Raw genomic sequence first — 20961 nt, forward strand, 5'->3', positions numbered from 1 at the left:
CACCATCGAGGAAAAGCCCATGAACGACACGCTCACCATAGCGGGCCGTGAGTTCCGCTCGCGCCTGTTTCTCGGCACCGCCGGCTACCCGAACCAGCAGGTGATGCTGGATGCGCTGGAGGCCAGCGACAGCGACTTGGTCACGCTGGCCATCCGGCGCATCAGCCTGGACGGCTATTCGGAAAGCCTCGTCGACGTCATCGGCGACCGCGCCGGGCTGCTGCCCAACACCGCCGGCTGCCTGACCGCCAAGGAGGCGGTGCTGACCGCGCAGCTCGCCCGCGAGGCGCTGGGCGTGGACTGGATCAAGCTGGAGGTCATCGGCGACCGCGAACTGCTCTACCCCGACGTCGAGGAACTGCTGCGCGCGACCGTGGAGCTGGTGGCCGACGGTTTCACAGTTCTGCCCTATTGCAACGACGATCCGGTGACCTGCCGCAAGCTCGCCGATCTGGGCGCGGCGGCGGTGATGCCGCTGGGGGCCTTCATCGGCTCGGGGTTGGGCATCCGCAACCCGCATGCCATCGAGACGATCTGCGCGCGCAGCCCGGTGCCGGTGGTCCTGGACGCCGGAATCGGCACGGCGTCGGACGCCGCCCTGGCGATGGAGCTGGGCTGCGCCGCCGTCCTGCTGAACACCGCCGTGTCGAAGGCGCGCGATCCGGTGCGCATGGCGGCGGCGATGCGCGATGCGGTCGCGGCGGGGCGGGCGGCCCGTCTGGCCGGGCGCATGCCGAAACGCGGCTTCGCGGAGGCGTCGAGCCCGCAGCTCGGCTTGATCGGAACGTAAGGCTGGCGCAGGGTAAGGGCCGTCCGAAAACGATCAGAGAGACCCGAGACGTGCCCAAGACCTTCGAACCGCGCGATCCGGACTGGGAGGCGCGCTGCCGCGCCGGCTTCGAACGCCAGCCGATCTGCAAGACGCTGGGGATCGAGCTGACGCGGCTGGAGCCCGGCTTCTGCGAGATGCGCCTGCCGTTCCGCGCCGATCTGACGCAGCAGCACGGCTTCTTCCACGCGGGCATGGTCAGCACGCTGGCCGACAATGCCGGCGGCTACGCCGGCTACACGCTGATGCCGGCGGGCAGCGAGGTCCTGGCGGTGGAGTTCAAGGTCAACCTGATGTCGCCGGCCAAGGGCGAGGTGATGATTGCCCGCGCCCGCGTGTTGAAGCCGGGCCGCACCCTGACCGTCACCAGCGTCGAGATTTCGATGCTCGACGGCGGGGTGGAGAAGGACTGCGCCATCATGCAGCAGACCCTGTTCTGCCAGGCCCCCGCCTGACCCGCCCCAACCCCTTCCATCCGATCCAGGAGGTTCGCATGCCGCTGTCGCGTCTTTTCGGTGCCGCATTGGTCGCGGGCGCCGTCACCCTCATCCTGGCCCAGCCGGCCTTCGCCCAGAAGAAGGAGCCGCCGGCCTGCGCCGCCGTGTCCTTCCGCGCCATCGCCCCCGGCGCACCGGACGGGGAAACCGACGCCGGCCTCTACAAGTCCCGATTCGGCAAGATCGAGGTGAAGGCCGAGGTGAAGGGCGGGCAGGCCACCAACTACTACATGGTGCTGAACGGCAAGCGCATCGACGCGTCGGCCACCCCGCCCAAGGCCGCGGATTCCTGCCTGACGTCGAAGAGCGTCAAGCTGCCCTACCAGAAGCAGGCGGCGGGGGCCTGCACCGGCAACCGCTTCCGTGTGGTGATCGACCGCTCCGGCAAGCAGCCGGTGGCCCTGTTCTTCGGTCTGCACAGCGACGATTGGGCCTACTGCAGCGGCACCACGCTGGAAAAGGGCGCCTGACGAGGGCTGTAGGAAGCGAGGCAGCGCATGACCGGCACCATCGCCCATCTGTCCGCCGCGGGGCTGTTCCTGCTGCTGACGCATTTCGGCATTTCCAGCACGCCGTTGCGCGCGGCGCTGGTCGGACGACTGGGCGAGAAGCCCTATCTCGGCCTCTATTCGCTGATCGCGGCGCTGGCCTTCTGGTGGCTGGTGGCGGCCTACAACGGGGCGCCCTATGTGCCGGTGTGGCCGCCCGCCGGCGGGCTGGCCTGGGTGCCGGTCCTGCTGGTGCCGGTGGCGCTGTTCCTGCTCGTCGCCGGCCTTTCCACCCCGAATCCGACCTCGGTCGGGCAGGAGACGCTGCTGACCGGTGACCGGGAGCCGGTCCGCGGCATCCTGCGGGTGACGCGCAACCCGTTCCTGTGGGGCGTCGGGTTGTGGGCGGTCGCCCATATGGTGCCGAACGGGGATCTCGGCTCGCTGATCCTGTTCGGCACGCTCGCCCTGCTGGCGCTGGGCGGAAGCGTCCTGATCGACGCGAAGCTGGCGCGGCGGCTGGGGGCGGATTGGGACCGCTACGCCGCGCGCACCTCCAACCTGCCTTTCGCGGCGATCCTGGCCGGGCGCCAAAGCCTCGTCTGGAAGGAGATCGGCTGGTGGCGCCCGGCGGTGGCTCTGCTGCTCTATGGCGGTCTGCTGCACCTGCACCGGATGCTGTTCGGCGTGTCGCCGCTGCCCTGGTGACGGTGCCTCTTCACCGTCAGAAGGTCATGCCGCGCACCTGATCGCGCAGCGTGTTGCGGGCGGTGTCGGCCTCCTTGCGGGCGGTGGCCAGCTCGCGGGACAGCCCGTCCAGGCGGGTTTCCTGCTCGCCCATCTTGGCGATGGTCCGCTTGAACAGGTCGCTGTCGCGCGGCAGCGTGGCGAGATTCTGGCGCAGCCGCTCCTGCTCCTTGCCGATCTCCGCCTGCTCGCGCTCCAGGTCGGCGACGCGGCGCTCCTTGTCGGCGACGGCGCCGCGCAGGGTCGCGACCTTCGCCAGGGCCTCGCGCGCCGCGGCCGGCAGCTCCGTGGAGGAGGCGTAGGCCCGCACCTGCTCCGGCGACATTTCCGAGAGGCCGAACCGTTCGATCCGCGGGCGCTCCAGCGCGACGGCCAAGGTGACCGTCTGGCCGGCGGGCACCGCCACGGGCAGGCGGTAGGCGTCGGCGGTCAGGTCGGGAGCCGCCCCACCGGTGGGCTGCACCATCTCCCAGCCGGAACGCCGCGGATGCTCGACGATGACCGTGCGATCCTCGCCCGCCGCACCGGCGATCCGGTAGGTGGTGGTCTGGCGGTCGGTCACGGTCAGTTGCAGCACCCCGTCGGCCAGGGTGGCGCGGGACAGGGTGCGGCTGGGCTGCTCGGAGCGGTCAACCGTCACCGCCTGATCCACCGCGAAGCTGAGGATGCGGCTCTCGCCCGCCGGAAGCGTGGCCAGCCGCGCGTCGCCCACATAGGCAGCGGCTCCGCCCAGCCGTTCGTAGAGCGTCAGCACGCCCGGCGGCAGGCCGGTCTCGCCCGAGTCGCCGTTGCTGAGGCGCAGCGCGGCCAGCGGGTGGCGCGGCTGGGTGTTGGGCTGGTAGAGCGACAGCCGCTCCGCCGGGATGGCGCGGGCGGTGATCGGCATCATCATCGTGCCGCCGTTCGCCAGGGTCACCGGCTGCGGGTAGCGGAACAGCACCTGCGCCGTCGCCTCCGTGCTTTCGGCGGGGGTGGTCTCCGCCGCGCGCTGGGGCATCGCTCCGGCGAAGGGCGCGCTCATGGCCGGCGCCGGAGCGGGGGCGGGCGGTGCGGCCATGGCGGTCGGGGCGCCGGACTCCGCGGCGGCGCGCGAACGGACGGCCGGTTCCATGGCCTTCGCCATCGCGTCGGCGGCCACGGCCCCCTCGTCGGGAGGAGGCAGGACGCGGCCCAGAACTTCCACCGGCACCTCCGGGCGATTCACGAAATAGGCGGAGTAGAGCGCCTGCCGGAAGGTCACCGGGTTGCCCGACGCCACCGACAGCTCCACCCCCTTCCAGTCGTCGCCGCTGAGATTCTCCAACACGGCCCAGCCCTGCAGGTCGCCGGTGCCGCCCTCGGTTCCATTCGCCGATTCGGGCAGGGTCAGGCGGTAGGTCGCCTTCCACAGCGGGGCGGCGACCACATAGGCGACGCGCACGGTCCGCTCCGCACCCGCGTCCGCCTGCGGGGCGGTGGTGCGGATGGTAAGGCGCCGCCGCTCCTTGCCCGCCGACCCGGCGACGGCGGCCAGGGCTGAGTCGAGCTGCGCCTGTACCTGCGGGTCGGCGAAGCGCAGGGAGTCGGTTTCCTCCAGAACGAGCTGGCGCAGCCCCTCCGCCGTCATCAGGCTGACTCGGTTGCGGGTGACGGTGCCGCCGCCGTTGGGAAGCTGGGTGTATTCCTCCGTCACCGAGAGCAGCCGGCCCGACACCGCGCGGGACCCGCTGGTCTGCACCTCCGCCCCCTTCATGGCGTTCAGAAGGGCGGCGGGGGAGGCGAGATCCTCCGGCGTGAAGGGCAGCTCGCGGAAGGCGGTCTCCAGCGGCTCCTGCCCCGGCAGGTCCACCGTGCCGATGCCGCCGCGGTCGTCGTAGACCACGATGCTCTTCAGGACATCGTCCACTTGGTCGCGGCGCACCTCCAGGGTCAGCGCCGCGTCGCCGGAAACGCGCGCCTCATGCTCGAAATAGCCGACGCCGCCGGTGGACAGCAGCACCCGCTTCAGCGCCAGCGCTCCCGACGTCTGCTCCGCTGCGAAGGCGGGCGCGGCCAGCAGCGGCACGGCAAGGGTGAAGAGGGCGGCTTTCGTGATCCCGGACATGCGGGTTTCTCCCGTTATGGACGATTGGGCGTTCCCGGCCCGATTGACTGGGCCCGACTGATTGGCCCGGCTTACGCTTTCATTTGGGAAAGATTTGGGCGGGCGGGAAGACGCGAACCGCGCCGACATGCCGCGGAGCCGCCGCCGGTCAGGCTTTGTGCGGGTTCGGCGCTCTGTGACATAAAGGCGCCAGGTCGGTTTTGCTGACTATAAAGAATACGAACAATAAGGGATGGAAGCGCCATGGATCTTGGCGGGAGCGGAGCCGAAGGGGTGGCCGGCGGCTGGCGGGGGGACGGCGCGCGGGCCCTCGTGACAGGCGTCGCGGCAGGGGTCGCGGACGCAGCGGAACGACGGTGGGTGTTCGTGTCCGGCACCTCCGGCTTCGATGCGGAGCGCCGGAGGATGGCTGGCGACGTGGAGGAGCAGGCACGCCAGACTTTGCGCAACATCCGCAGGATGCTGCGGCGGTCGGAAGCGGATTTGTCGGACGTGGTGCGGATGCGGGTCTATCTGGCGGATGCCGCCGACTTCCCAAAGGTTCAGCCGATCCTGGCGGAGGAATTCCACGACCGCCCGCCCCTTGGCACGACCATGGTCTGCCCGCTGGCCGATCCGCGCATGAGGATCGAGATCGAGGTCACCGCGCGCTGTTGAGCGTTTCGCGTCTCCGGTTCATGGCTCGCCGACCAGCGTGCGCGCCGATTCGATGTGGCGGCGGGCCTCGCTCAGCAGCGCGCGGTGCTGGGCCAACGCTTCGCGGATCGGCAGGCGGCTGTTGTAGACGCGCACCTCGTTCAGCAGGCGGTCGGCGCGGTCGAGATGAGCCATCCGTTCCAGGCATTGGTCGAGCACGAGCATCGTCATTCCCCTTTGGTGCGGGCTTTTGCCTTTCGCCTCGCGGCTGAGAGGAATAAACCAACCTGTGATGACCGCGTGATTTCAGGAAACCGGCTTTTTCGTTTCGATCGCACGGCAGGATGTTTCAGCCGATTCACCCATCGGTCGCGCGACGAGTGCCTGTTACGGGCTTGTAACCGATTGCGTGCACCCATGGCGGTGAGCTATGAAGAGGACGGGAGGTAACGGCCATGCACATTCTCGCGGTCGATGACGATGAGCCGGTGCGCGAACTTCTGGAGTCCTATCTGGCTTCGGAAGGCTACCGCGTGACCACCGCACCGGACACGGCCGCGGCGAAGAGGGCGTTGGAGAGCGACCCCGTCGATCTGGTGGTCTGCGACCTGCGGCTTCCCGACGGCGACGGGCTGGGGCTGGTCCGCCAGATCCGGACCGAATCGCACATCCCCGTCATCATCCTGTCGTCGAAGGACCAGGACGTGGACCGCATCGTCGGGCTGGAGCTGGGCGCCGACGATTATCTGACCAAGCCGTTCAACCCGCGCGAATTATTGGCCCGCATCAAGGCCGTGCTTCGCCGCGTCTCCGGCGAGGGGCGCCCGCCGCGCAGCCCCGACGACCTGCGCGCCGTCGTGCAGTTCGCCAATTGGGAACTGGACCTGACCGCCCAGCGCCTGCGCAGCCAGGACGGACGCGAGGTGGAACTGACCAAGGCGGAGTTCGGCCTGCTGGCCGCCTTCGTGAAGCGCCCGCAGCGCGTGCTGACCCGCGACCAGCTTCTGGACCTGACCCGCGCCGACGGGGCGGAGGTGTTCGACCGTTCCATCGACGTGCTGATCCTGCGCCTGCGCCGCAAGATCGAGGCGAATCCGAAGGAGCCGCGCATCATCAAGACCGAGCGCGGCGCCGGCTACGTTTTCGACGCCAAGGTGAAGGCGGTCTAGAGTCCCGTCCAGCCGTCGACGGCTGGACGGAACCTTCGGCGCGCGCTAGCCTTTCCGGAAAAGCAGAACCGGGAGGAACCGCCGATGGCTGACCCCATCGATTTCTATTTCGATTTCGCCTCGCCTTACGGCTATTTCGCCAGCCGCCGCATCGAGGAGCTGGCTGCGGCGCATGGCCGCACCGTCATCTGGCGCCCGATCCTGCTCGGCGCCATCTTCAAGGTGACGGGGATGAAGCCGAATCTCCAGCAGCCGTTGCGCGGCGAGTATCTGGTCCATGACGTGGGCCGGATCGCCCGGCTGACCAACGCGCCCTTCACCTACCCCGATTCGGCCCCCGCCAACAGCGTCGCCGCCTCGCGCGCCTTCTACTGGCTGACCGACGAGCATCCCGAGCAGGCCAAGCTGCTGGCCCGCACCCTCTACCACGCCCATTGGGGGGAGGGGCGCGACATCGGCCCCGCCGAAACGGTGGTGGAGATCGCCGGCACGCTCGGCCACGACCGGGCGGCGGTGGCCGCGGCCCTCCAGGACCAGACGGTCAAGGACCGCCTGCGCGCCGAGAACGACGCCGCGGTGGACCGCGGCGTCTTCGGGTCGCCCTTCGTCATTGTCGACGACGAGCCCTTCTGGGGCTGGGACCGTCTGGACATGGTGGACCGCTGGCTGAGCACGGGCGGCTGGTAAGCCCGCCGAGACGCCCGCCCACACGCCTGTTGGGGAAGGGCGGTTGAAAGTCCTGCCATCGGGACCGGCGGTGGCGCCATCATCGGCCACACCGCCCCGCGGGACCGCCGCGACCGCGACGGTCCGTTGTAAGGCGGGTCAGGGAGCGAGGAACACCGTCTCGGCCTGATGGACCACCCCGTCCGACAGACGGGTCAGGGTGAGGGTCAGCGGCGTGGAGCCGGCCGCCGCGGCACCCGCCGGGGCACGGACATGGACGCGGTGGGTCTGCACCGTGTCGGGTTCGGCGCCCAGCACCGGTGCTGCGCCATCGGAAGCCGCGCCGCCGACCGCCGTCACCGTGGCGCCGCGCGGACCCGAGACGGTCAGGCGGTAGCTCTGCGGGGCGCGGGTCATGTTGGAGATCTTGACGGTGTAGCTGTTCTGGACGGCGCCGTCGGACAGGGTGACGTAGAGCGGCGCCCGGTCGCGCAGGACGGAGACGTCCACCGTCGGCTCCAGCAGCACGCCCAGCGTCATCATCCCGCCGACCACCAGCATCACCAGCGAATAGATGATGGTGCGCGGGCGGACCAGCCGGTAGGGCTCCGGCTTGCGGGCCACCGCCTTGGCCTCCTGGGCGGCCTGGGTGTCGTAGCGGATCAGCCCGCCGGGCCGCCCGATGCGGCCCATCACGTCGTCGCAGGCGTCGATGCACAGGCCGCAGCTGATGCAGTCCATTTGCAGGCCGTCGCGGATGTCGATCCCAGTCGGGCAGACCTGGACGCAGGCCCTGCAGTCAATGCAGTCGCCGAGCCCCTCTGCGGAGCGCTCCGCCCAGCTCTGCTCCTTGCGCAGCGGTGCGCGACCGTCGCCGCGCCAGTCCTGATAGGTGACGGTGAGGCTCTCATCGTCCAGCAGGGCGGCCTGGATGCGCGGCCAGGGGCAGACATAGACGCACATCTGCTCCCGCATGAAGCCGGCCATGGCGTAAGTGGAGGCGGTCATGAACAGAATCCAGCCGGTCGCCACCGGCCCCGGCTGAAAGCGCAGCAGATCCGCGACGTAGCCCGGCGCGTCCACGAAGTAGAACAGGGCCGAGGCCCCGGTCGCCAGGGCGATCAGCAGCCAGACCGCGTGTTTGGCCGCCTTCTTGGCCAGCCAGCCGGCGTTGCGCGGACCGTTGTCCAGCCGGATGCGGGCGCCGCGGTCGCCCTCGATCCACTCCTCCACCTTCACGTAGAGGTCGGTCCACACCGTCTGCGGGCAAGTGTAGCCGCACCAGACGCGGCCGGCCAGCGCGGTCGCCAGGAACAGGCCGACCGCCGCGAGGATCATCGCGCCCGTCAGGTAGTAGATGTGCTGCGGCCAGAGTTCGAGGGCGAACAGGTAGAAACGCTGGCTGTCCAGATCGAACAGGATCGCCTGGTTCGGCAGGCCGACGCCGCGGTCCCAGCGCAGCCAGGGCAGCAGCATGAACAGCGCCAGCAGGCCCACCATCAATGCCGACTTGATGCGGCGGAACCGACCGCGCGCTGCCTTCGGGTAGATCTTCTGGTGCGGCGCGTAGAACGGAGCCGGGGCGGAAGAAGCCGGGGTGGACGGGGCCGGAGCGGAGGGCGGCGGGGGAAGGCTGGACGAGCGGGCGAGATTCTGCATGGCGTGCCTCTGCGCAAACATCCGCACCACCCGAGCGGTGGCCTGCGGCATGGCGCCGACTGTATGCCTTCAATCACCGACATCGCAAGCGTGATTGACTGCATTCAATGAAGGCTGTGTATGGAAAACCCTGATTCTTCGGGAGGCGATCCCAGCAATGCGACACTCTGAAGCAGGCTTTGATGGCCTCAGATGATGACGCCCGCGGTGGCGGGGGGCATGACCAGGGCGTCGGCCAGGATCTCCAGCGCGCGGCGGGTCTCGTCGCGGTCCAGCGGGGCGCCCAGGCAGAAGCGCAGGGCCGCGGGCACGTCCGGGGTGGTGGCGAAGGCCTCCGCGGCCACCGCCGAGATTCCCCGGCCGCGCAGATGGGCGGTGAACTCCCCGCCGGTCCAGCCGTCCGGCAGGGTGAGCCAGAGATGGAAGGCCTCGCGCTTGGTGACGATCCGCTCCGCCGGCAGGAGCGATTCGGCGAGCGACCGGCGGGCCATGGCCTCCGCCCGGATGGCATCGCGCACGGCCTCGGCGGTGCCGTCGGCGATCCACCGCCGGGCGATGGCGGCGGACAGGGGGGCGGCGATCAGCGTGGTCGCCCGCTGCGCCACCGCCACCCGGCGGGCCTGCCGGGCGTCGGGCGCCGCCACATAGGCGATGCGCAGCGCCGGGGACACGCATTTGGCAAGCCCGGCGACGTGGTAGGTCAACTCCGGCGCGAAGGCGGCCAGCGGCGGTGCCGTCGTTTCCGGCAGCGGGCCGTAGATGTCGTCCTCGATGATCGGCACGCCGTGGTCGCGCACCGCCGCCGCGACCGCCCGCCGCCGTTCCTCCGGCATGGTCGCGGTGGTCGGGTTGTGGAAGGTCGGAATGCAGTAGAGCGCTTTGGGCCGGTGCTCGGCGAGCGCGGCGCGCAGCGCGTCGGGGTCGATGCCGTCGGCGTCCATCGGCACGCCGACCACCCGCAGCCCGAGCTGCGCCGCGGCGGCGCGGAAGCCGGGATAGGTCAACGCCTCCGCGCAGACCGTGTCGCCGGGGCGGGCCAGGGCGGAGAGCAGGGCGAGCAGGGCGGCCTGCGTGCCGGGCGCCACCAGCACCCGCTCCGCCGTCAGGCCGGGCAGGCGGTGGCGCAGCCAGAGGACGGCCGCCCCCCGGTCATCCGGGCTGTCGGCCCCGTCCGGGTAGCGCAGCAGGTCCGGCAATCCCAAGGCCGCGGTGGCCGCGGCGACGCCGCGATTCATGCGGGCGGTCAGGACGGCGGAGTCCTCCGGCTGCGGCGGCTGGTTCATCGCCATGCTGACGGCCAGCGGCACCGCACTCGCGGTGGTGTGCGGCTCCGCGGCGAAGGGCGGGGGAACATGGCCCGTCTTGCGCACGAAGGTGCCTTGTCCAACGCGCGCGTCGACCAGCCCGCGGTGGCGCGCCTCCCCATAGGCGCGGCTGACGGTGGTGAAGTCGATGCCCAGCCGGTCCGCCAGAATCCGTTGCGGCGGCAGCCGGTCGCCGGGCCTCAGCCGCCCCGCCCCGATGTCCGCCGCGATGGCGTCCGCGATGGCGATGTAGACGGGGCGGCTGCGGTCCTCCAGAGAGGGCGCCCAGTCGATGGGGTGCGCGGCGGTTTGGGGGGTGGGAAGCGGCGGCATGGCGATCCTTGCAGGGAGGCGGGGCGTTCCCTTCCAGACATTAGGCCCGGCATTGTATGGATTGTCAATATGCGCGTCGGGAATGTTCCACCGGCCGCGCCAGGCCCCTCGTTCATCGCGGGGTGTTCCGCCCTGGACAACAGACTCCGCAGCCAAAGCGTGCGCAGAAAAAAGGCCACCGGGGTGGACCCCGATGGCCTTCGAGTCTAGGGAGGAAACGTCCAGGACGTCGCACCGGCCGCCGCAACGGCGGCCCACAACGCTTGAACACAAGAGGAAGCATACTAATATATTAATATGAAAGCAAGTGGGAAATCGGGACCGGCAACCCTTTTTCGACGCTGGCCCCATCCCGGCGGCGCCATCCCTACGGCACCATCCCGCGGTATTGACGGGATGAGGCGTCGGGTGATGGGTCAGCCGCTGTTGCGCAGGCCGGCGGCGACGCCGTTGATCGACATCAGGATGCCGCGCCGCACCCGCTCGTCGCTGCTGCCGGCGCGGTGGCGCCGCAGAAGCTCGACCTGGACGTGGTTCAGCGGGTCCATGTAGGGGAAGCGGTTGCGGATCGACCGCGCCAGCAGCGGGTTCTCGCCCAGCAGCTCGTCATGGCCGGCGATGGCCAGCAGATGGCGGCGGGTGCGCTGCCACTCCTCGCGGATGCGGCCGAAGATGCGCTCGCGCAGTTCGACGTCCTCCACCAGCTCCGCGTAGCGCGAGGCGATGGCGAGGTCGCTCTTGGCCAGCACCATGTCCATGTTGGACAGCAGCGACTTGAAGAAGGGCCAGGCGCGGTTCATGCGCTGGAGCAGGGCCAGCCCGTCCGGCTCCTCCTCCAGCCACGCCTCCACAGCGCTGCCGAAGCCGTACCAGCCGGGCAGCATCAGGCGGCACTGCGCCCAGGAGAAGACCCACGGAATGGCGCGCAGATCCTCGATGCGGTCCGACTTGGTGCGCGAGGCCGGGCGGCTGCCGATGTTCAGCGTGGCGATTTCCGAAATCGGCGTCGCCGTTCGGAAATACTGGGTGAAGCCCGGCGTCTCGTAGACCAGCCCGCGGTAGGCGCCGAAGGCAAGTTCCGACAGCCGCTCCATCGCCGCGTAGAAGGATTCCGCCGGCTCGACGCGGTTCTCCAGGTCGAGCAGGGTGGCCTCCAGCGTCGCGGCGGTCAGGACCTCCAGGTTGCGCTGCCCGACCTCCGGACGCCCGTACTTCGACGCGATGACCTCGCCCTGCTCGGTGATGCGGATCTGGCCGGACACTGCGCCGGTCGGCTGGGCCAGGATCGCCTGATAGCTGGGGCCGCCGCCGCGGCCGACCGAGCCGCCGCGGCCGTGGAACAGCCGCATGCGCACGCCGTGGCGGTCGAACAGCTTCGCCAGCTCGATCTCCGCCTTGTACAGCTCCCAGCCGGAGGTCAGGAAGCCGCCGTCCTTGTTGCTGTCCGAATAGCCGAGCATCACCTCCTGCTCGTCCCCGCGCGAGGTGACCAGGGCCCGGTAGGCGGGCAGGGTGAACAGCCGCTCCATGGTCGCCGGGGCCTGCCGAAGATCCTCGATGGTCTCGAACAGCGGGACGATGTTGAGGCCGAGCGCCGGGGTGCCCTCCGCCCCCGGACGCAGCAAGCCGGATTCCTTGAGTAGAAGCGCCACCTCCAACAGGTCGGACGCGCCGTCCGTCTTGGAGATGATGCTGTTCGGCAGGGCGGCGGGTCCGTAGGTCTCGCGCAGCTGGCGGGCGGCGAAGAAGATCGCCAGCTCGCCCGCCGTCTCCTCCGAATAGGCGTGGTAGGGCGAATGGAGCGGGCGCGGGCTCTGGATTTCCTCGGCCAGCAGGGCGATGCGCTCATCCTCCGACAGGGCGGCGTAGTCGGCGCAACGGCCGGCGACCGCCAGCAGCTCGGCCACCGTGCGCTGGTGCACGTCGGAGTTCTGGCGCAGGTCGATGGGCGCCAGATGGAAGCCGAAGGTCTTCACCGCGATGATCAGGCGGCGCAGCCGCCCGGCGGCCAGACGGCCCGCTCCGTGGGCCTTCAGCGAGGCGGCCAGCACCTCCAGATCGGCCAGCAGCTCGGCGCTGGTGGCGTAGGGATCGCCCTTGCCGACCGCGTTGCGCAGCGCCTCATGCTGGTCGAGCGTCCGCGAGGTCGCCGCCAGACGGGCGTAGATGCCGGTCAGGGCGCGACGGAACGGCTCGTCGGCGCGGTGCGGCGAATGGTCGGGGGAGCGCTTGGCCAGCGCCTCCAGCTCCGGCGACGTGCCGAGCAGCAGCTCGGAAAGCGGCAGCTCGCCGCCCAACTCGTGGATCTCGGTCAGATAGTGGTCGAGCGCGGCGGTCGATTGCAGGCGCATCGCCTCGCGCAGGATCGGCGCGGTGACGAAGGGGTTGCCGTCGCGGTCGCCGCCGATCCAGGAGCCGATGCGGAAATAGGGCGGCAGCGACCACTCCCGGTCGGGGAAGCGCTTGCCCAGCAGATCCTCGAAGCGGCAGAACAGCTTCGGCAGCTCGGAGAAGAAGGTGTCGGTGTAGTAGGAGATGCCGTTCTTCACCTCGTCGATCACGGCGAGGCGCTGCGGGCGCAGCATGCGGGTGCGCCACAGGGTCAGGATGGCCTCCTGCAGCGCGTCCATGTTGGCCTCCGCCTCCTCCGGCGTCAGGCGGGAACGGTCGCGGGTGTCGAGCAGGGACGCCACCTTGTGCTCCAGCGCCAGGATGCTCTTGCGCTGGACCTCGGTCGGGTGGGCGGTCAGCACCGGGCTGACCTGGGCGATGTCCAGCACGCCGGCCAGCCGGTCCGGTCCGACCCCGGCCGCCTCCAGCCGCTCCAGCGCGTAGGGCAGGGTGCCCTCGCGCGCCGGCGAGCCGGCGATGGCGTGGTCGCGGGTGCGGCGGATGTGGTGCTGGTCCTCGGCGATGTTGGCGAGGTGCAGGAAGTAGGAGAAGGCGCGCACCACCGACATCATCGTGTCGCGCGGCAGACCGTTCAGGATCTCGGCCATCTCACGGCGGGCGGAGTCGTCGTCGTCGCGGTTGAAGCGGACCGAGGCCTGGCGCACGCTCTCGATGACGCCATAGACGCCGTCGCCCTCCTGCTCGCGCACCGTGTCGCCGAGCAGGCGGCCGAGCAGGCGAATGTCCTCGCGCAGCGGGAAATCCTTGTCGTCGGTGCCGGTTTCGGCGTCGGTGACCGGAGCGGTGGGGCGAAGGGCGGCGTCGGTGGTCATCGTGGGTCGCTCCGGCTGTGCGAAGGTGGAACCGTCGAAAAAGAATATGCTTGCAACTGTAAAGCAGTTTGCTGCACCTGCTAAAGCCCTTTTTCCCTTGTGGGAGAACGGCTTCGGCACGGTTGCGGACGCCGCCGCCCCGGTGGCGCCGGTTGCGCTGCGGTGCCCGCACAGGTCTATCACTTGGCGGAAGGGCCCGCCACGGCGGCGCGCGATCCTTCCGCCATGCGGTGACGGCTGCTGTTCAGCGCGGGAGTTATACTAGTATATCAAATCCACTGGCAAGACTCGCACCGTTTCAGGGTGCGCCGAACCGTCCCGGCGGCAACCCGACGACGCCGGGCGTGCAGGCGAACAGCCCGCCGGCCAATGGTTCCTCGGCCAGCGGTTCCCCGGCCGGCGCATCCTGGGCGGCGGTGGTGATGAACAGCCGGTCCAGACCCGGCCCGCCGAAGGCGCAGGAGGTGACGTTGGACACCGGCAGCCGCACCACCCGGTCCAGCGTCCCGTCCGGCCGGAAGCGGCTGACCCGCCCGCCACTCCAGTGGGCGACCCAGAGATGCCCCTCGGCGTCGCAGGTCATGCCGTCGGGATAGCCGCCCTCCTCGCCGAAGCGGATGTGGACGCGCTTGCCCGACAGAGCGCCGTCCGCGTCCAGGGTGAAGGCGAAGATGGTCCGGCGCGGGCTATCGGCGTGGTAGAGCGTCCGCCCGTCCGGGGACAGGGCTGGGCCGTTGCTGACCGTGTAGCCCTCGTCCACCCGCTCCACGCTACCGTCCGGACCGACGCGGTAGAGCGCGCCGGAGGCTTCCTTTTCCGCATCGTCCATGCTGCCCACCCACAGCCGGCCCGCTGCGTCGGCCATGGCGTCGTTCAGCCGGTTGCCGGGACTGTCCTCCTCCAGCCGGATCAACTCGGGACCCACCGAGAGCCGGTCGCCGTCGAACGTCAAGCCGACCAGCCGTCGCGAACGCAGCCCGGCAACGAAGCCGCGGCCGTCCGCCCGCTCGACCAGCCAGCAGGCGGCCTCCTCCAGTGGCCAGTCGCGCCCCTGCCCGTCGGCGGTGGTGTAGCGCAGCAGGCGCGACCCGCGGATGTCCACGGCGAACAGGGCGTTGCGCGACGGCGACCAGACCGGTCCTTCGCCGAGCTGCGCGCCCGCCTCCCAGACACAGTGAGCGTCCATGGTCCCGGTCTCCTTCATTGGGTCTTGACTTCAACGGCTCTTGGCGGCTGTCGTCGGGGATGCCGCGGGTCTTTTCGTCACAGGTCCAGGGTCGCGTTCGCGGCAAGTCTTTTGCAGCGTTCCGGCGCGGGAAGTGGCAAAAAGAGCGCGTGGCGTTCGCCGGTCCCATGCCCATATGGGGCTTGACCGAACGATCGAACCGACGTTTGAACCAACGTTCGAACCAAAGTTTCAAGGCAGTATTTTTCCGAGGGAGGAATTCACCCATGTCTGCCCCGACCCGACTGAAGCCCGGCGTCGTGACCGGAGAGGACTACCGCGCGCTGATCGCCGCTTGCCAGGACGGCGGTTACGCTCTGCCGGCGGTCAACGTGGTCGGCACCAACGGCATCAACGCCGTTCTCGAGGCGGCGGCGAAGAACCGCTCCGACGTGATCGTGCAGCTGTCGAACGGCGGCGCCCGCTTCTACGCCGGCGAGGGCATGAAGGACGCGCTCCAGGCGCGCATCCTCGGCGCCGTGTCGGCGGCCCAGCACGTCCATCTGCTGGCCGAGCAGTACGGCGTCTGCGTCGTCCTGCACACCGACCACGCGAACAAGGGCCTGATCCCCTGGGTCGAGGGCATGATCGGCCACGGCGAGGAGCATTTCCGCCGCACCGGCCGTCCGCTGTTCAGCTCGCACATGCTCGACCTGTCGGAAGAGTCGCTGGACTTCAACCTGTCGGAATGCGCCCGCGTCCTCAAGCGCCTCGCCCCGCTGGGCATGAGCCTGGAGATCGAGCTGGGCGTGACCGGCGGCGAGGAGGACGGCATCGGTTCGGAAGACCTGGACGCCGCCAACAACGCCCACCTCTACACCCAGCCGGAGGACGTGCTGCGCGCCTATGAGGAGCTGTCGCCCATCGGGCACTTCTCGGTCGCGGCCTCCTTCGGCAACGTGCACGGCGTCTACGCGCCGGGCAACGTGAAGCTGCGCCCGGAGATCCTCGGCGCCTCGCAGTCCCTGGTGGCCGAGCGTCACGGCGGCGGCGCCAAGCCGCTGGCCCTGGTGTTCCACGGCGGCTCGGGGTCGGAGAAGGAGAAGATCGCCCAGGCGGTCGGCTTCGGCGTGTTCAAGATGAACATCGACACCGACACCCAGTTCGCCTTCGCCGAGTCCATCGGCGGCTTCGTGCTGGAGAACGAGGCGGCCTTCCGCCATCAGATCGACCCGCAGTCGGGCAAGCCGCTGAAGAAGCTGTACGACCCGCGCAAGTGGCTGCGCCTGGGCGAGCAGGGCATGGTCCGCCGCCTCGACGAGGCCTTCGCCGATCTGGGCGCCGCCGGCAAGTCGCTGGCCGGCTGATCGGTCAAGGCGTGGGGGGTGGGGGCCGGCACGGCCGCTCACCCCTACACCGACGGCACCACCCCGATCACCGGCTCCGGCGGCGTCGCAACCGTCGCCGGAGCCGGGGGCGCCGTGAAATCCACGGCCAGTTGCTCGACCGTCATCGATCCGGCACCCGCCGCCACCTCCGCGCCGAACTGGAAGCCGAGAATCCAGTCCGTCTCGCTGACGATCCCGCGGGTCTGAAGCTCGTCCAGCAGCCCGTCCAGGTCCAGCGTCCCGGCCAGCCGGTCGTCACCGTATTGCAGGACCGTGTATTCCCAGTCGATCGGGTTGCCGTCCACCCCGCCGCTGAACACCGGCTTGTTCCACAGGGTGGCGTCCCCATGCGCGTCGGTCAGCGTGGCGACCGGTTCCCCGGCGGGGGTGAAGTAGCCGCTGTGCAGCCACACCATCACCTCGTCGGTCACGCCCTCGATCCCCTTGGCCGGGTCGTCGCCGATCCACAGGCTGACGGCGACGTTGTAGAGGTTCGTGGCACCGGTCAGGCCGATCTTGTAGGTCACGTCGAAATTCGGCAGGTCGGCGATCCGCGCCGGCAGGTCCGTGCTGGTGGACGGCGCGCCGTTCCACGGGTTGACGCCGTGGGTCAGCTCCGGATAGGCGCGCACCGGGTAATTCTCGTAGGTCAGGGCGCGCCGGCTGTCGTAGGGCCAACTCCAGCTGATCACCGTTCCGTTCGGAAAGGTCGCCTCGTCGATGGCGATGGACTGTGTGAAGTCCTTGCCGTTGCGGTAACCGCCCGGATTCCAGACGTTGCTGCTGGCCGCCCAGCCGCCGACCTCCAGCCGGTCGGCGCTTCCCTTCAGCGTGGTGGTCATGATGGGTCCCCGCTCCGTTGCATTCCGTCCGGCGTCGGGGCTTCAACAGAGTCGTGCGGCGATGATCGCGGCGGTGCTCAGCGTCCGGCGGACAGCCGGCGGTCGATGTCGCGGGCGAGCCGATCCATTGGACTCCCCGGCTCGATCGTGTCACGCCACTTGTTGTGCCAGTGGAAGCAGAAGGCGCCGGGAAAGAAGCTGTCGAGGTCGTACGCGACCGGCGACGCCGTCATGAAGTCATTGAAGTGAAGCACCGGATTGTCGATCCATCCAGCGTCGAACCAGGGGCATGGCAGCACGAGGATGTCCATCGGCGTGTCGTAGACCAGGCTCGCCTGCTGGAAACCCCAGCCGCGGCCGCGGTTGCGGATGAACTCGATGTTGCCCTTCATCGCCTCCGAATACGGCGTGGGAGAGATGTAGATCGCGCCGTTGGGATAGTTCTGCCGCTCCCATCGGTAGGCCAGGATCTTGCCGGGGAACTGGTTCAGGAGCGGCGTGACGCTCCTCAGGAACAGGCAATCGAGGTCGAACCAGACGCCGCCGTATTTGTAGAGCAGGATGTACCGGACGATGTCGGAATAGAAGGAGGCGTCGATCGACCGTCCGAAATCGTTCCCCTCAAGAAAGGTGCCGCGGCACTCGTCGCGCTCGGAAAAGGTGCGTATCTCGGCGTATTTTGCGATTTCGCTCGAGTACTCGTTGTCGACGCCATTCTGCGTCCAGACGATGATCCTGTTTCCGTTGCCGCGCACATTGAACAGATAGCAGCTTTTCACCGAAATGAGGTGCTTCTCGTTCAGCGCGCCATCCCAATAAGCATGGAAGGTGAGCGGCGCGGCCGGGGGCGTCTCGTCCTTGATGAGCTTGGCGACTTCCAGCGCCAGAAGTTCATGGGAGAAATCCTCCGGTGCGAAGCTCAGCACTTCCATTGATGGACCCTTTACGACGCCGTTCTTGGGGAAAGCTCCCGCCAAACGCCGTTATGCAACAGGTCCGGCGCGGCAAGCAACCTCACCCCCGGCGGAAGGCGGGCGCCCGAGGACCGGACGCCCCCTTCAAAGCAGAGCCTTCATTTGCCCTTGCGGGTCAGCAGGAAGGCGAAGACGCCGATGGTGACGGCGAAGACGCTGACGGCGCCGGCCAGGGCGATGTAGGTGGTGGTGTCGAAGTTCATGGCGCAACCTCCATCGGTTCAAGAGACAGGACAGGATCAGGGGGCGAGGAAGACGGTCTCGTGCTGGACGGTCAGCCCGTCCGGCTGGCGGGTGACGACGAAGGCCGTGGGGGTCGAGGGCTGGCGCAGCGCCTCCTTCGGCACGCGGACCAGCACCCGGTGGGTCGCCACGCTGTCGGGATCGGCCTGGACCAGGACCGAGCCCTCCGCCGCCTCGCCCGCGCCGCCGGCGACCGACAGGACGGCGCCGGGAAGGCCGGTGAAGGACAGGCGGTAGGTCTGGGCCGCCCGCGTCATGTTCAGGACCTTGACCGTGTAGGCGTTCTGGATGTCGCCATTGGACAGGGTGACGAACAGCGGCGCGCGGTCGCGCAGGATGTTCACGTCCACCTTCGGCTTCAGCACCAGCCCGGCGGCCATCATCCCGCCGACGACCGTCAGCAGCAGCGTGTAGATGATGGTGCGCGGGCGGACCGGCTTGAACGCCGGCGTCGCGCCGTTGGCCCGCGCGATCTGGGCGTTCAGGGAATCGAAGCGGACCAGATCGCCGGGCCGTCCGATCTTCGCCATCACGTCGTTGCAAGCGTCCACGCACAGGCCGCAGCCGATGCAGGCGAGCTGCGGGCCGTTGCGGATGTCCACCCCGGTCGGGCAGACATGGACGCAGGCGCCGCAGTCGATGCAGTCGCCCAGCCCCATCGCCTTGCGCTCCTCCCAGCTTTGCGAGCGCTTGAGGTGGCCACGGCCCTCGCCGCGCCAATCCTCATAGGTGACGGTCAGGCTGTCCTCGTCCTGCATCGCCGCCTGGAAGCGCGGCCAAGGGCACATGTAGATGCACACCTGCTCGCGCGCGTGGCCGGCCAGCAGGTAGGTGGTCGCGGTGAACAGCCCGATGAACAGCAGGACGTTCGAGGTCGCCTCGAACCGCAGCATCTCCAGCGCCAGGGTCGGGGCGTCGTTGAAATAGAAGACCCAGGCCCCGCCCGTCAGCAGCGCGATCAGCAGCCACGCGGCGTGCTTGGCCGCCTTCTTCCCCAGCTTGGCCGGCGACCAGGGGGCGTGGTCGAGGCGGATGCGGTCGCCGCGATCGCCCTCGATCCGGCGCTCCACCCACAGGAACAGGTCGCTCCACACCGTCTGCGGGCAGGCGTAGCCGCACCAGACGCGGCCGGCGAGCGCGGTCGCCAGGAACAGGCCGATGGCCCCCAGGATCAGCGCGCCGGTCAGGTAATAGACCTGCTGCGGCCACAGCTCGATGAAGAAGAAATACAGGCGGCGGCCCGGCAGATCCACCAGCACCGCCTGATCCGGCGCGTTGGGCCCGCGGTCCCAGCGAATCCAGGGGGTGACGTAATAGAGGCCGAGCAGAAGGATCAGCGTCAGCCATTTCAGCCGGCGGAAGGTGCCGGCGACCGACTTCGGGTAGATCTTACTGTATGTGGCGTAGAGGCCGCTCTTGCGCGCGGGTTCCGCGGGGCGGGAGGCGGTTTGCGGTTCGGTGGTGGAAACGCTCATCATGCTCGTCCGTGGTTCGGCCCGCGGACACATGGGGCAGGGGCGGGGCAGGGGGCGGGCCGTCTCCGCAGGCTAGGGAGACGGCGCGGCGCTGCCTTTGCGAATCCGCAAACGGACGGGGGTGAGGTGGTGATTTTTGTCGGGGGAGCATCGGGATGCGGAGCTTGCCCCCACCCTAACCCTCCCCCGCTAACGCAGGGGAGGGAACTGCCGCCGCTTCGCGATAAGCTCCCTCCCCTGCAAAGCGGGGGAGGGTCGGGGGTACCGAGGGGTTAATCCTCGCCTACCCGTCCAGCGCCACCGCCTCCAGCGCGGACAGGTCGCAGACGAAGACGTTCGGCGCCCGCTCGGCCACCAAACCCGCGCGCTTGAACTCGGCGATGGTGCGGCTGGCCGTCTCCATGCCGACGCCAAGCATGGCGCCCAGATCCTCGCGGCCCGACAGCAGGACCGGCTCGTTCGGAGCATCGGCGGCGAGCTTCAGGAACAGCCGGGCCAGCCGCCGCCGGGCGCTGCCGGTCGACAGTTCGGTCAGCCACTCGTCGGCCTGATGCAGGGATTGGTACCAGCGCTCCATCAGGCGGGCGTGCAGGCGCGGCGTCTCCTTGCTCAGCCGCTCGACCACCGCGCGGGGCAGGCGGCAGGTTTCCGTCTCCTGAAGCACGACGGCGGTGTGTTCGTAGGGCTTGTCGACCAGCACCTCCAGCCCGGCCACGGCGCCCTGGCGGAGCAGCCGGACGATGCGCTGCGTGCCGTCGGGCAGGAACTGGACCAGCTTCACCAGCCCGCTGCGGATCGTGTAGAGGGAGCCGCCCTCGTCCCCCGCGCTGTAGAGCGTGGCGCCGTGCTGCAAGCGCAGCTCGTCGATGGGGATGTGGATCAGGTCGAAATCCTGGTCGTGCAGGTCGCCGAACAGGACGAGGTCCCGGATAGCGCAACTGCTGCAGCGCGCGGTGCCCAGCCGGGCGGCGTCGATTCCGTTCCGATGCACCCCTGCCTGCCTTCCGTCCGCCGGACCCGTTCCGGTTCCGCCCGAAGCTCCGGAACGAATTTTACGCGGTCCGGTCGAAAAGTTCCAACCGCGTAGATCCGCCACGGGCGGTATCCCGTATCCTGTCCTACCCCCTTTCCGACGTTGCGCGCAACGAAAGGCAATCTATATGACTAATCGCTTATGCCCTTGTTCTGAAGTGGTATTGTTTCAGTCTCCCGCCGTTGATAACCAAAGAGATGCCCGCC

The 20961-nt window shown here is 69.2% G+C and carries 18 protein-coding genes; 8 read left to right on the forward strand and 10 right to left on the reverse strand.

Annotated features, from left to right (window positions below):
- Positions 1–19: 19 nt before the first annotated feature.
- Genes thiG through JJL56_RS25055 form a run of 4 tightly spaced genes read left to right on the forward strand, consistent with a single transcriptional unit; the run spans position 20 to position 2522 of the window.
- On the forward strand, positions 20–790 hold the full coding sequence (gene thiG, locus JJL56_RS25040; RefSeq protein ID WP_200486726.1) for a thiazole synthase: 771 nt from the start codon (positions 20–22) through the stop codon (positions 788–790).
- A gap of 50 nt (positions 791–840) precedes the next feature.
- Positions 841–1284 (forward strand): PaaI family thioesterase, encoded by a 444-nt coding sequence (locus JJL56_RS25045; RefSeq protein ID WP_014199887.1) that lies wholly within the window; start codon positions 841–843, stop codon positions 1282–1284.
- Positions 1285–1322: 38 nt separating this feature from the next.
- A complete protein-coding gene (locus JJL56_RS25050) occupies positions 1323–1796 on the forward strand; it encodes a hypothetical protein (RefSeq protein WP_200486727.1) in 474 nt (157 codons plus the stop codon).
- A 27-nt stretch (positions 1797–1823) separates the two neighbouring features.
- Positions 1824–2522: an NnrU family protein gene (locus JJL56_RS25055; protein WP_200486728.1), complete on the forward strand. Its 699-nt coding sequence runs from the start codon at positions 1824–1826 to the stop codon at positions 2520–2522.
- A 16-nt stretch (positions 2523–2538) separates the two neighbouring features.
- On the opposite strand, the gene JJL56_RS25060 is transcribed toward JJL56_RS25055, so the two are convergent.
- Positions 2539–4644: a DUF4139 domain-containing protein gene (locus tag JJL56_RS25060; RefSeq protein WP_200486729.1), complete on the reverse strand. Its 2106-nt coding sequence runs from the start codon at positions 4642–4644 to the stop codon at positions 2539–2541.
- A gap of 243 nt (positions 4645–4887) precedes the next feature.
- On the opposite strand from JJL56_RS25060, the gene JJL56_RS33750 reads away from it, so the two are divergent.
- Positions 4888–5301 carry a Rid family hydrolase gene (locus JJL56_RS33750; protein WP_145628255.1) on the forward strand — a complete coding sequence of 138 codons (414 nt, stop codon included), beginning with the start codon at positions 4888–4890 and terminating at the stop codon, positions 5299–5301.
- A gap of 18 nt (positions 5302–5319) precedes the next feature.
- Here JJL56_RS33750 and JJL56_RS25070 read toward each other — a convergent pair whose 3' ends face one another.
- On the reverse strand, positions 5320–5505 hold the full coding sequence (locus JJL56_RS25070) for a hypothetical protein (RefSeq protein ID WP_094304168.1): 186 nt from the start codon (positions 5503–5505) through the stop codon (positions 5320–5322).
- Between the two features lie 230 nt (positions 5506–5735).
- Between JJL56_RS25070 and JJL56_RS25075 the strand changes: the two genes are divergently transcribed.
- Positions 5736–6449, forward strand: coding sequence for a response regulator (locus tag JJL56_RS25075; protein WP_145628257.1), 714 nt, complete (start codon positions 5736–5738; stop codon positions 6447–6449).
- An 84-nt stretch (positions 6450–6533) separates the two neighbouring features.
- Positions 6534–7136: a 2-hydroxychromene-2-carboxylate isomerase gene (locus JJL56_RS25080; protein WP_145628259.1), complete on the forward strand. Its 603-nt coding sequence runs from the start codon at positions 6534–6536 to the stop codon at positions 7134–7136.
- Between the two features lie 138 nt (positions 7137–7274).
- Here JJL56_RS25080 and ccoG (JJL56_RS25085) read toward each other — a convergent pair whose 3' ends face one another.
- The 4 genes from ccoG (JJL56_RS25085) to JJL56_RS25100 form a co-directional block, all read right to left on the reverse strand.
- Complete coding sequence (gene ccoG, locus JJL56_RS25085) at positions 7275–8774, reverse strand: cytochrome c oxidase accessory protein CcoG (protein ID WP_200486730.1); 1500 nt, start codon at positions 8772–8774, stop codon at positions 7275–7277.
- Between the two features lie 188 nt (positions 8775–8962).
- On the reverse strand, positions 8963–10411 hold the full coding sequence (locus JJL56_RS25090) for an aminotransferase-like domain-containing protein (protein ID WP_200486731.1): 1449 nt from the start codon (positions 10409–10411) through the stop codon (positions 8963–8965).
- A 416-nt stretch (positions 10412–10827) separates the two neighbouring features.
- Positions 10828–13635, reverse strand: coding sequence for a phosphoenolpyruvate carboxylase (ppc, locus tag JJL56_RS25095; protein ID WP_200486732.1), 2808 nt, complete (start codon positions 13633–13635; stop codon positions 10828–10830).
- 298 nt (positions 13636–13933) lie between these two features.
- On the reverse strand, positions 13934–14821 hold the full coding sequence (locus tag JJL56_RS25100; RefSeq protein WP_200486733.1) for an SMP-30/gluconolactonase/LRE family protein: 888 nt from the start codon (positions 14819–14821) through the stop codon (positions 13934–13936).
- A gap of 266 nt (positions 14822–15087) precedes the next feature.
- On the opposite strand from JJL56_RS25100, the gene fbaA reads away from it, so the two are divergent.
- Positions 15088–16167 (forward strand): class II fructose-bisphosphate aldolase, encoded by a 1080-nt coding sequence (gene fbaA / locus JJL56_RS25105; protein ID WP_035682507.1) that lies wholly within the window; start codon positions 15088–15090, stop codon positions 16165–16167.
- Positions 16168–16211: 44 nt separating this feature from the next.
- On the opposite strand, the gene JJL56_RS25110 is transcribed toward fbaA, so the two are convergent.
- The 4 genes from JJL56_RS25110 to JJL56_RS25125 form a co-directional block, all read right to left on the reverse strand.
- Positions 16212–17030, reverse strand: a complete 819-nt coding sequence (locus JJL56_RS25110) for a GH12 family glycosyl hydrolase domain-containing protein (protein WP_200486734.1) — start codon at positions 17028–17030, stop codon at positions 16212–16214.
- 77 nt (positions 17031–17107) lie between these two features.
- Positions 17108–17962 (reverse strand): glycosyltransferase, encoded by an 855-nt coding sequence (locus JJL56_RS25115; RefSeq protein ID WP_200486735.1) that lies wholly within the window; start codon positions 17960–17962, stop codon positions 17108–17110.
- A gap of 281 nt (positions 17963–18243) precedes the next feature.
- Positions 18244–19722, reverse strand: a complete 1479-nt coding sequence (gene ccoG / locus JJL56_RS25120) for a cytochrome c oxidase accessory protein CcoG (RefSeq protein ID WP_200486778.1) — start codon at positions 19720–19722, stop codon at positions 18244–18246.
- A gap of 283 nt (positions 19723–20005) precedes the next feature.
- Complete coding sequence (locus tag JJL56_RS25125; protein WP_200486736.1) at positions 20006–20713, reverse strand: cyclic nucleotide-binding domain-containing protein; 708 nt, start codon at positions 20711–20713, stop codon at positions 20006–20008.
- Between the last annotated feature and the right edge of the window lie 248 nt (positions 20714–20961).

The sequence above is a fragment of the Azospirillum aestuarii genome (genome assembly GCF_016632405.1).
Taxonomy (GTDB): Bacteria; Pseudomonadota; Alphaproteobacteria; order Azospirillales; family Azospirillaceae; genus Azospirillum; species Azospirillum aestuarii.

Excerpts from the sequence above, each read along its gene's own strand:
- JJL56_RS25060 (WP_200486729.1), bottom strand. The coding sequence starts at position 4,644 with ATGTCCGGGATCACGAAAGCCGCCCTCTTCACCCTTGCCGTGCCGCTG.
- JJL56_RS25115 (WP_200486735.1), bottom strand. The coding sequence starts at position 17,962 with ATGGAAGTGCTGAGCTTCGCACCGGAGGATTTCTCCCATGAACTTCTG.
- ccoG (WP_200486778.1), bottom strand. The coding sequence starts at position 19,722 with ATGAGCGTTTCCACCACCGAACCGCAAACCGCCTCCCGCCCCGCGGAA.
- ccoG (WP_200486730.1), bottom strand. The coding sequence starts at position 8,774 with ATGCAGAATCTCGCCCGCTCGTCCAGCCTTCCCCCGCCGCCCTCCGCT.
- JJL56_RS25090 (WP_200486731.1), bottom strand. The coding sequence starts at position 10,411 with ATGCCGCCGCTTCCCACCCCCCAAACCGCCGCGCACCCCATCGACTGG.
- ppc (WP_200486732.1), bottom strand. The coding sequence starts at position 13,635 with ATGACCACCGACGCCGCCCTTCGCCCCACCGCTCCGGTCACCGACGCC.
- thiG (WP_200486726.1), top strand. The coding sequence starts at position 20 with ATGAACGACACGCTCACCATAGCGGGCCGTGAGTTCCGCTCGCGCCTG.
- JJL56_RS25070 (WP_094304168.1), bottom strand. The coding sequence starts at position 5,505 with ATGCTCGTGCTCGACCAATGCCTGGAACGGATGGCTCATCTCGACCGC.
- JJL56_RS25075 (WP_145628257.1), top strand. The coding sequence starts at position 5,736 with ATGCACATTCTCGCGGTCGATGACGATGAGCCGGTGCGCGAACTTCTG.
- fbaA (WP_035682507.1), top strand. The coding sequence starts at position 15,088 with ATGTCTGCCCCGACCCGACTGAAGCCCGGCGTCGTGACCGGAGAGGAC.
- JJL56_RS25100 (WP_200486733.1), bottom strand. The coding sequence starts at position 14,821 with ATGGACGCTCACTGTGTCTGGGAGGCGGGCGCGCAGCTCGGCGAAGGA.
- JJL56_RS25080 (WP_145628259.1), top strand. The coding sequence starts at position 6,534 with ATGGCTGACCCCATCGATTTCTATTTCGATTTCGCCTCGCCTTACGGC.
- JJL56_RS25055 (WP_200486728.1), top strand. The coding sequence starts at position 1,824 with ATGACCGGCACCATCGCCCATCTGTCCGCCGCGGGGCTGTTCCTGCTG.
- JJL56_RS25110 (WP_200486734.1), bottom strand. The coding sequence starts at position 17,030 with ATGACCACCACGCTGAAGGGAAGCGCCGACCGGCTGGAGGTCGGCGGC.
- JJL56_RS25050 (WP_200486727.1), top strand. The coding sequence starts at position 1,323 with ATGCCGCTGTCGCGTCTTTTCGGTGCCGCATTGGTCGCGGGCGCCGTC.
- JJL56_RS33750 (WP_145628255.1), top strand. The coding sequence starts at position 4,888 with ATGGATCTTGGCGGGAGCGGAGCCGAAGGGGTGGCCGGCGGCTGGCGG.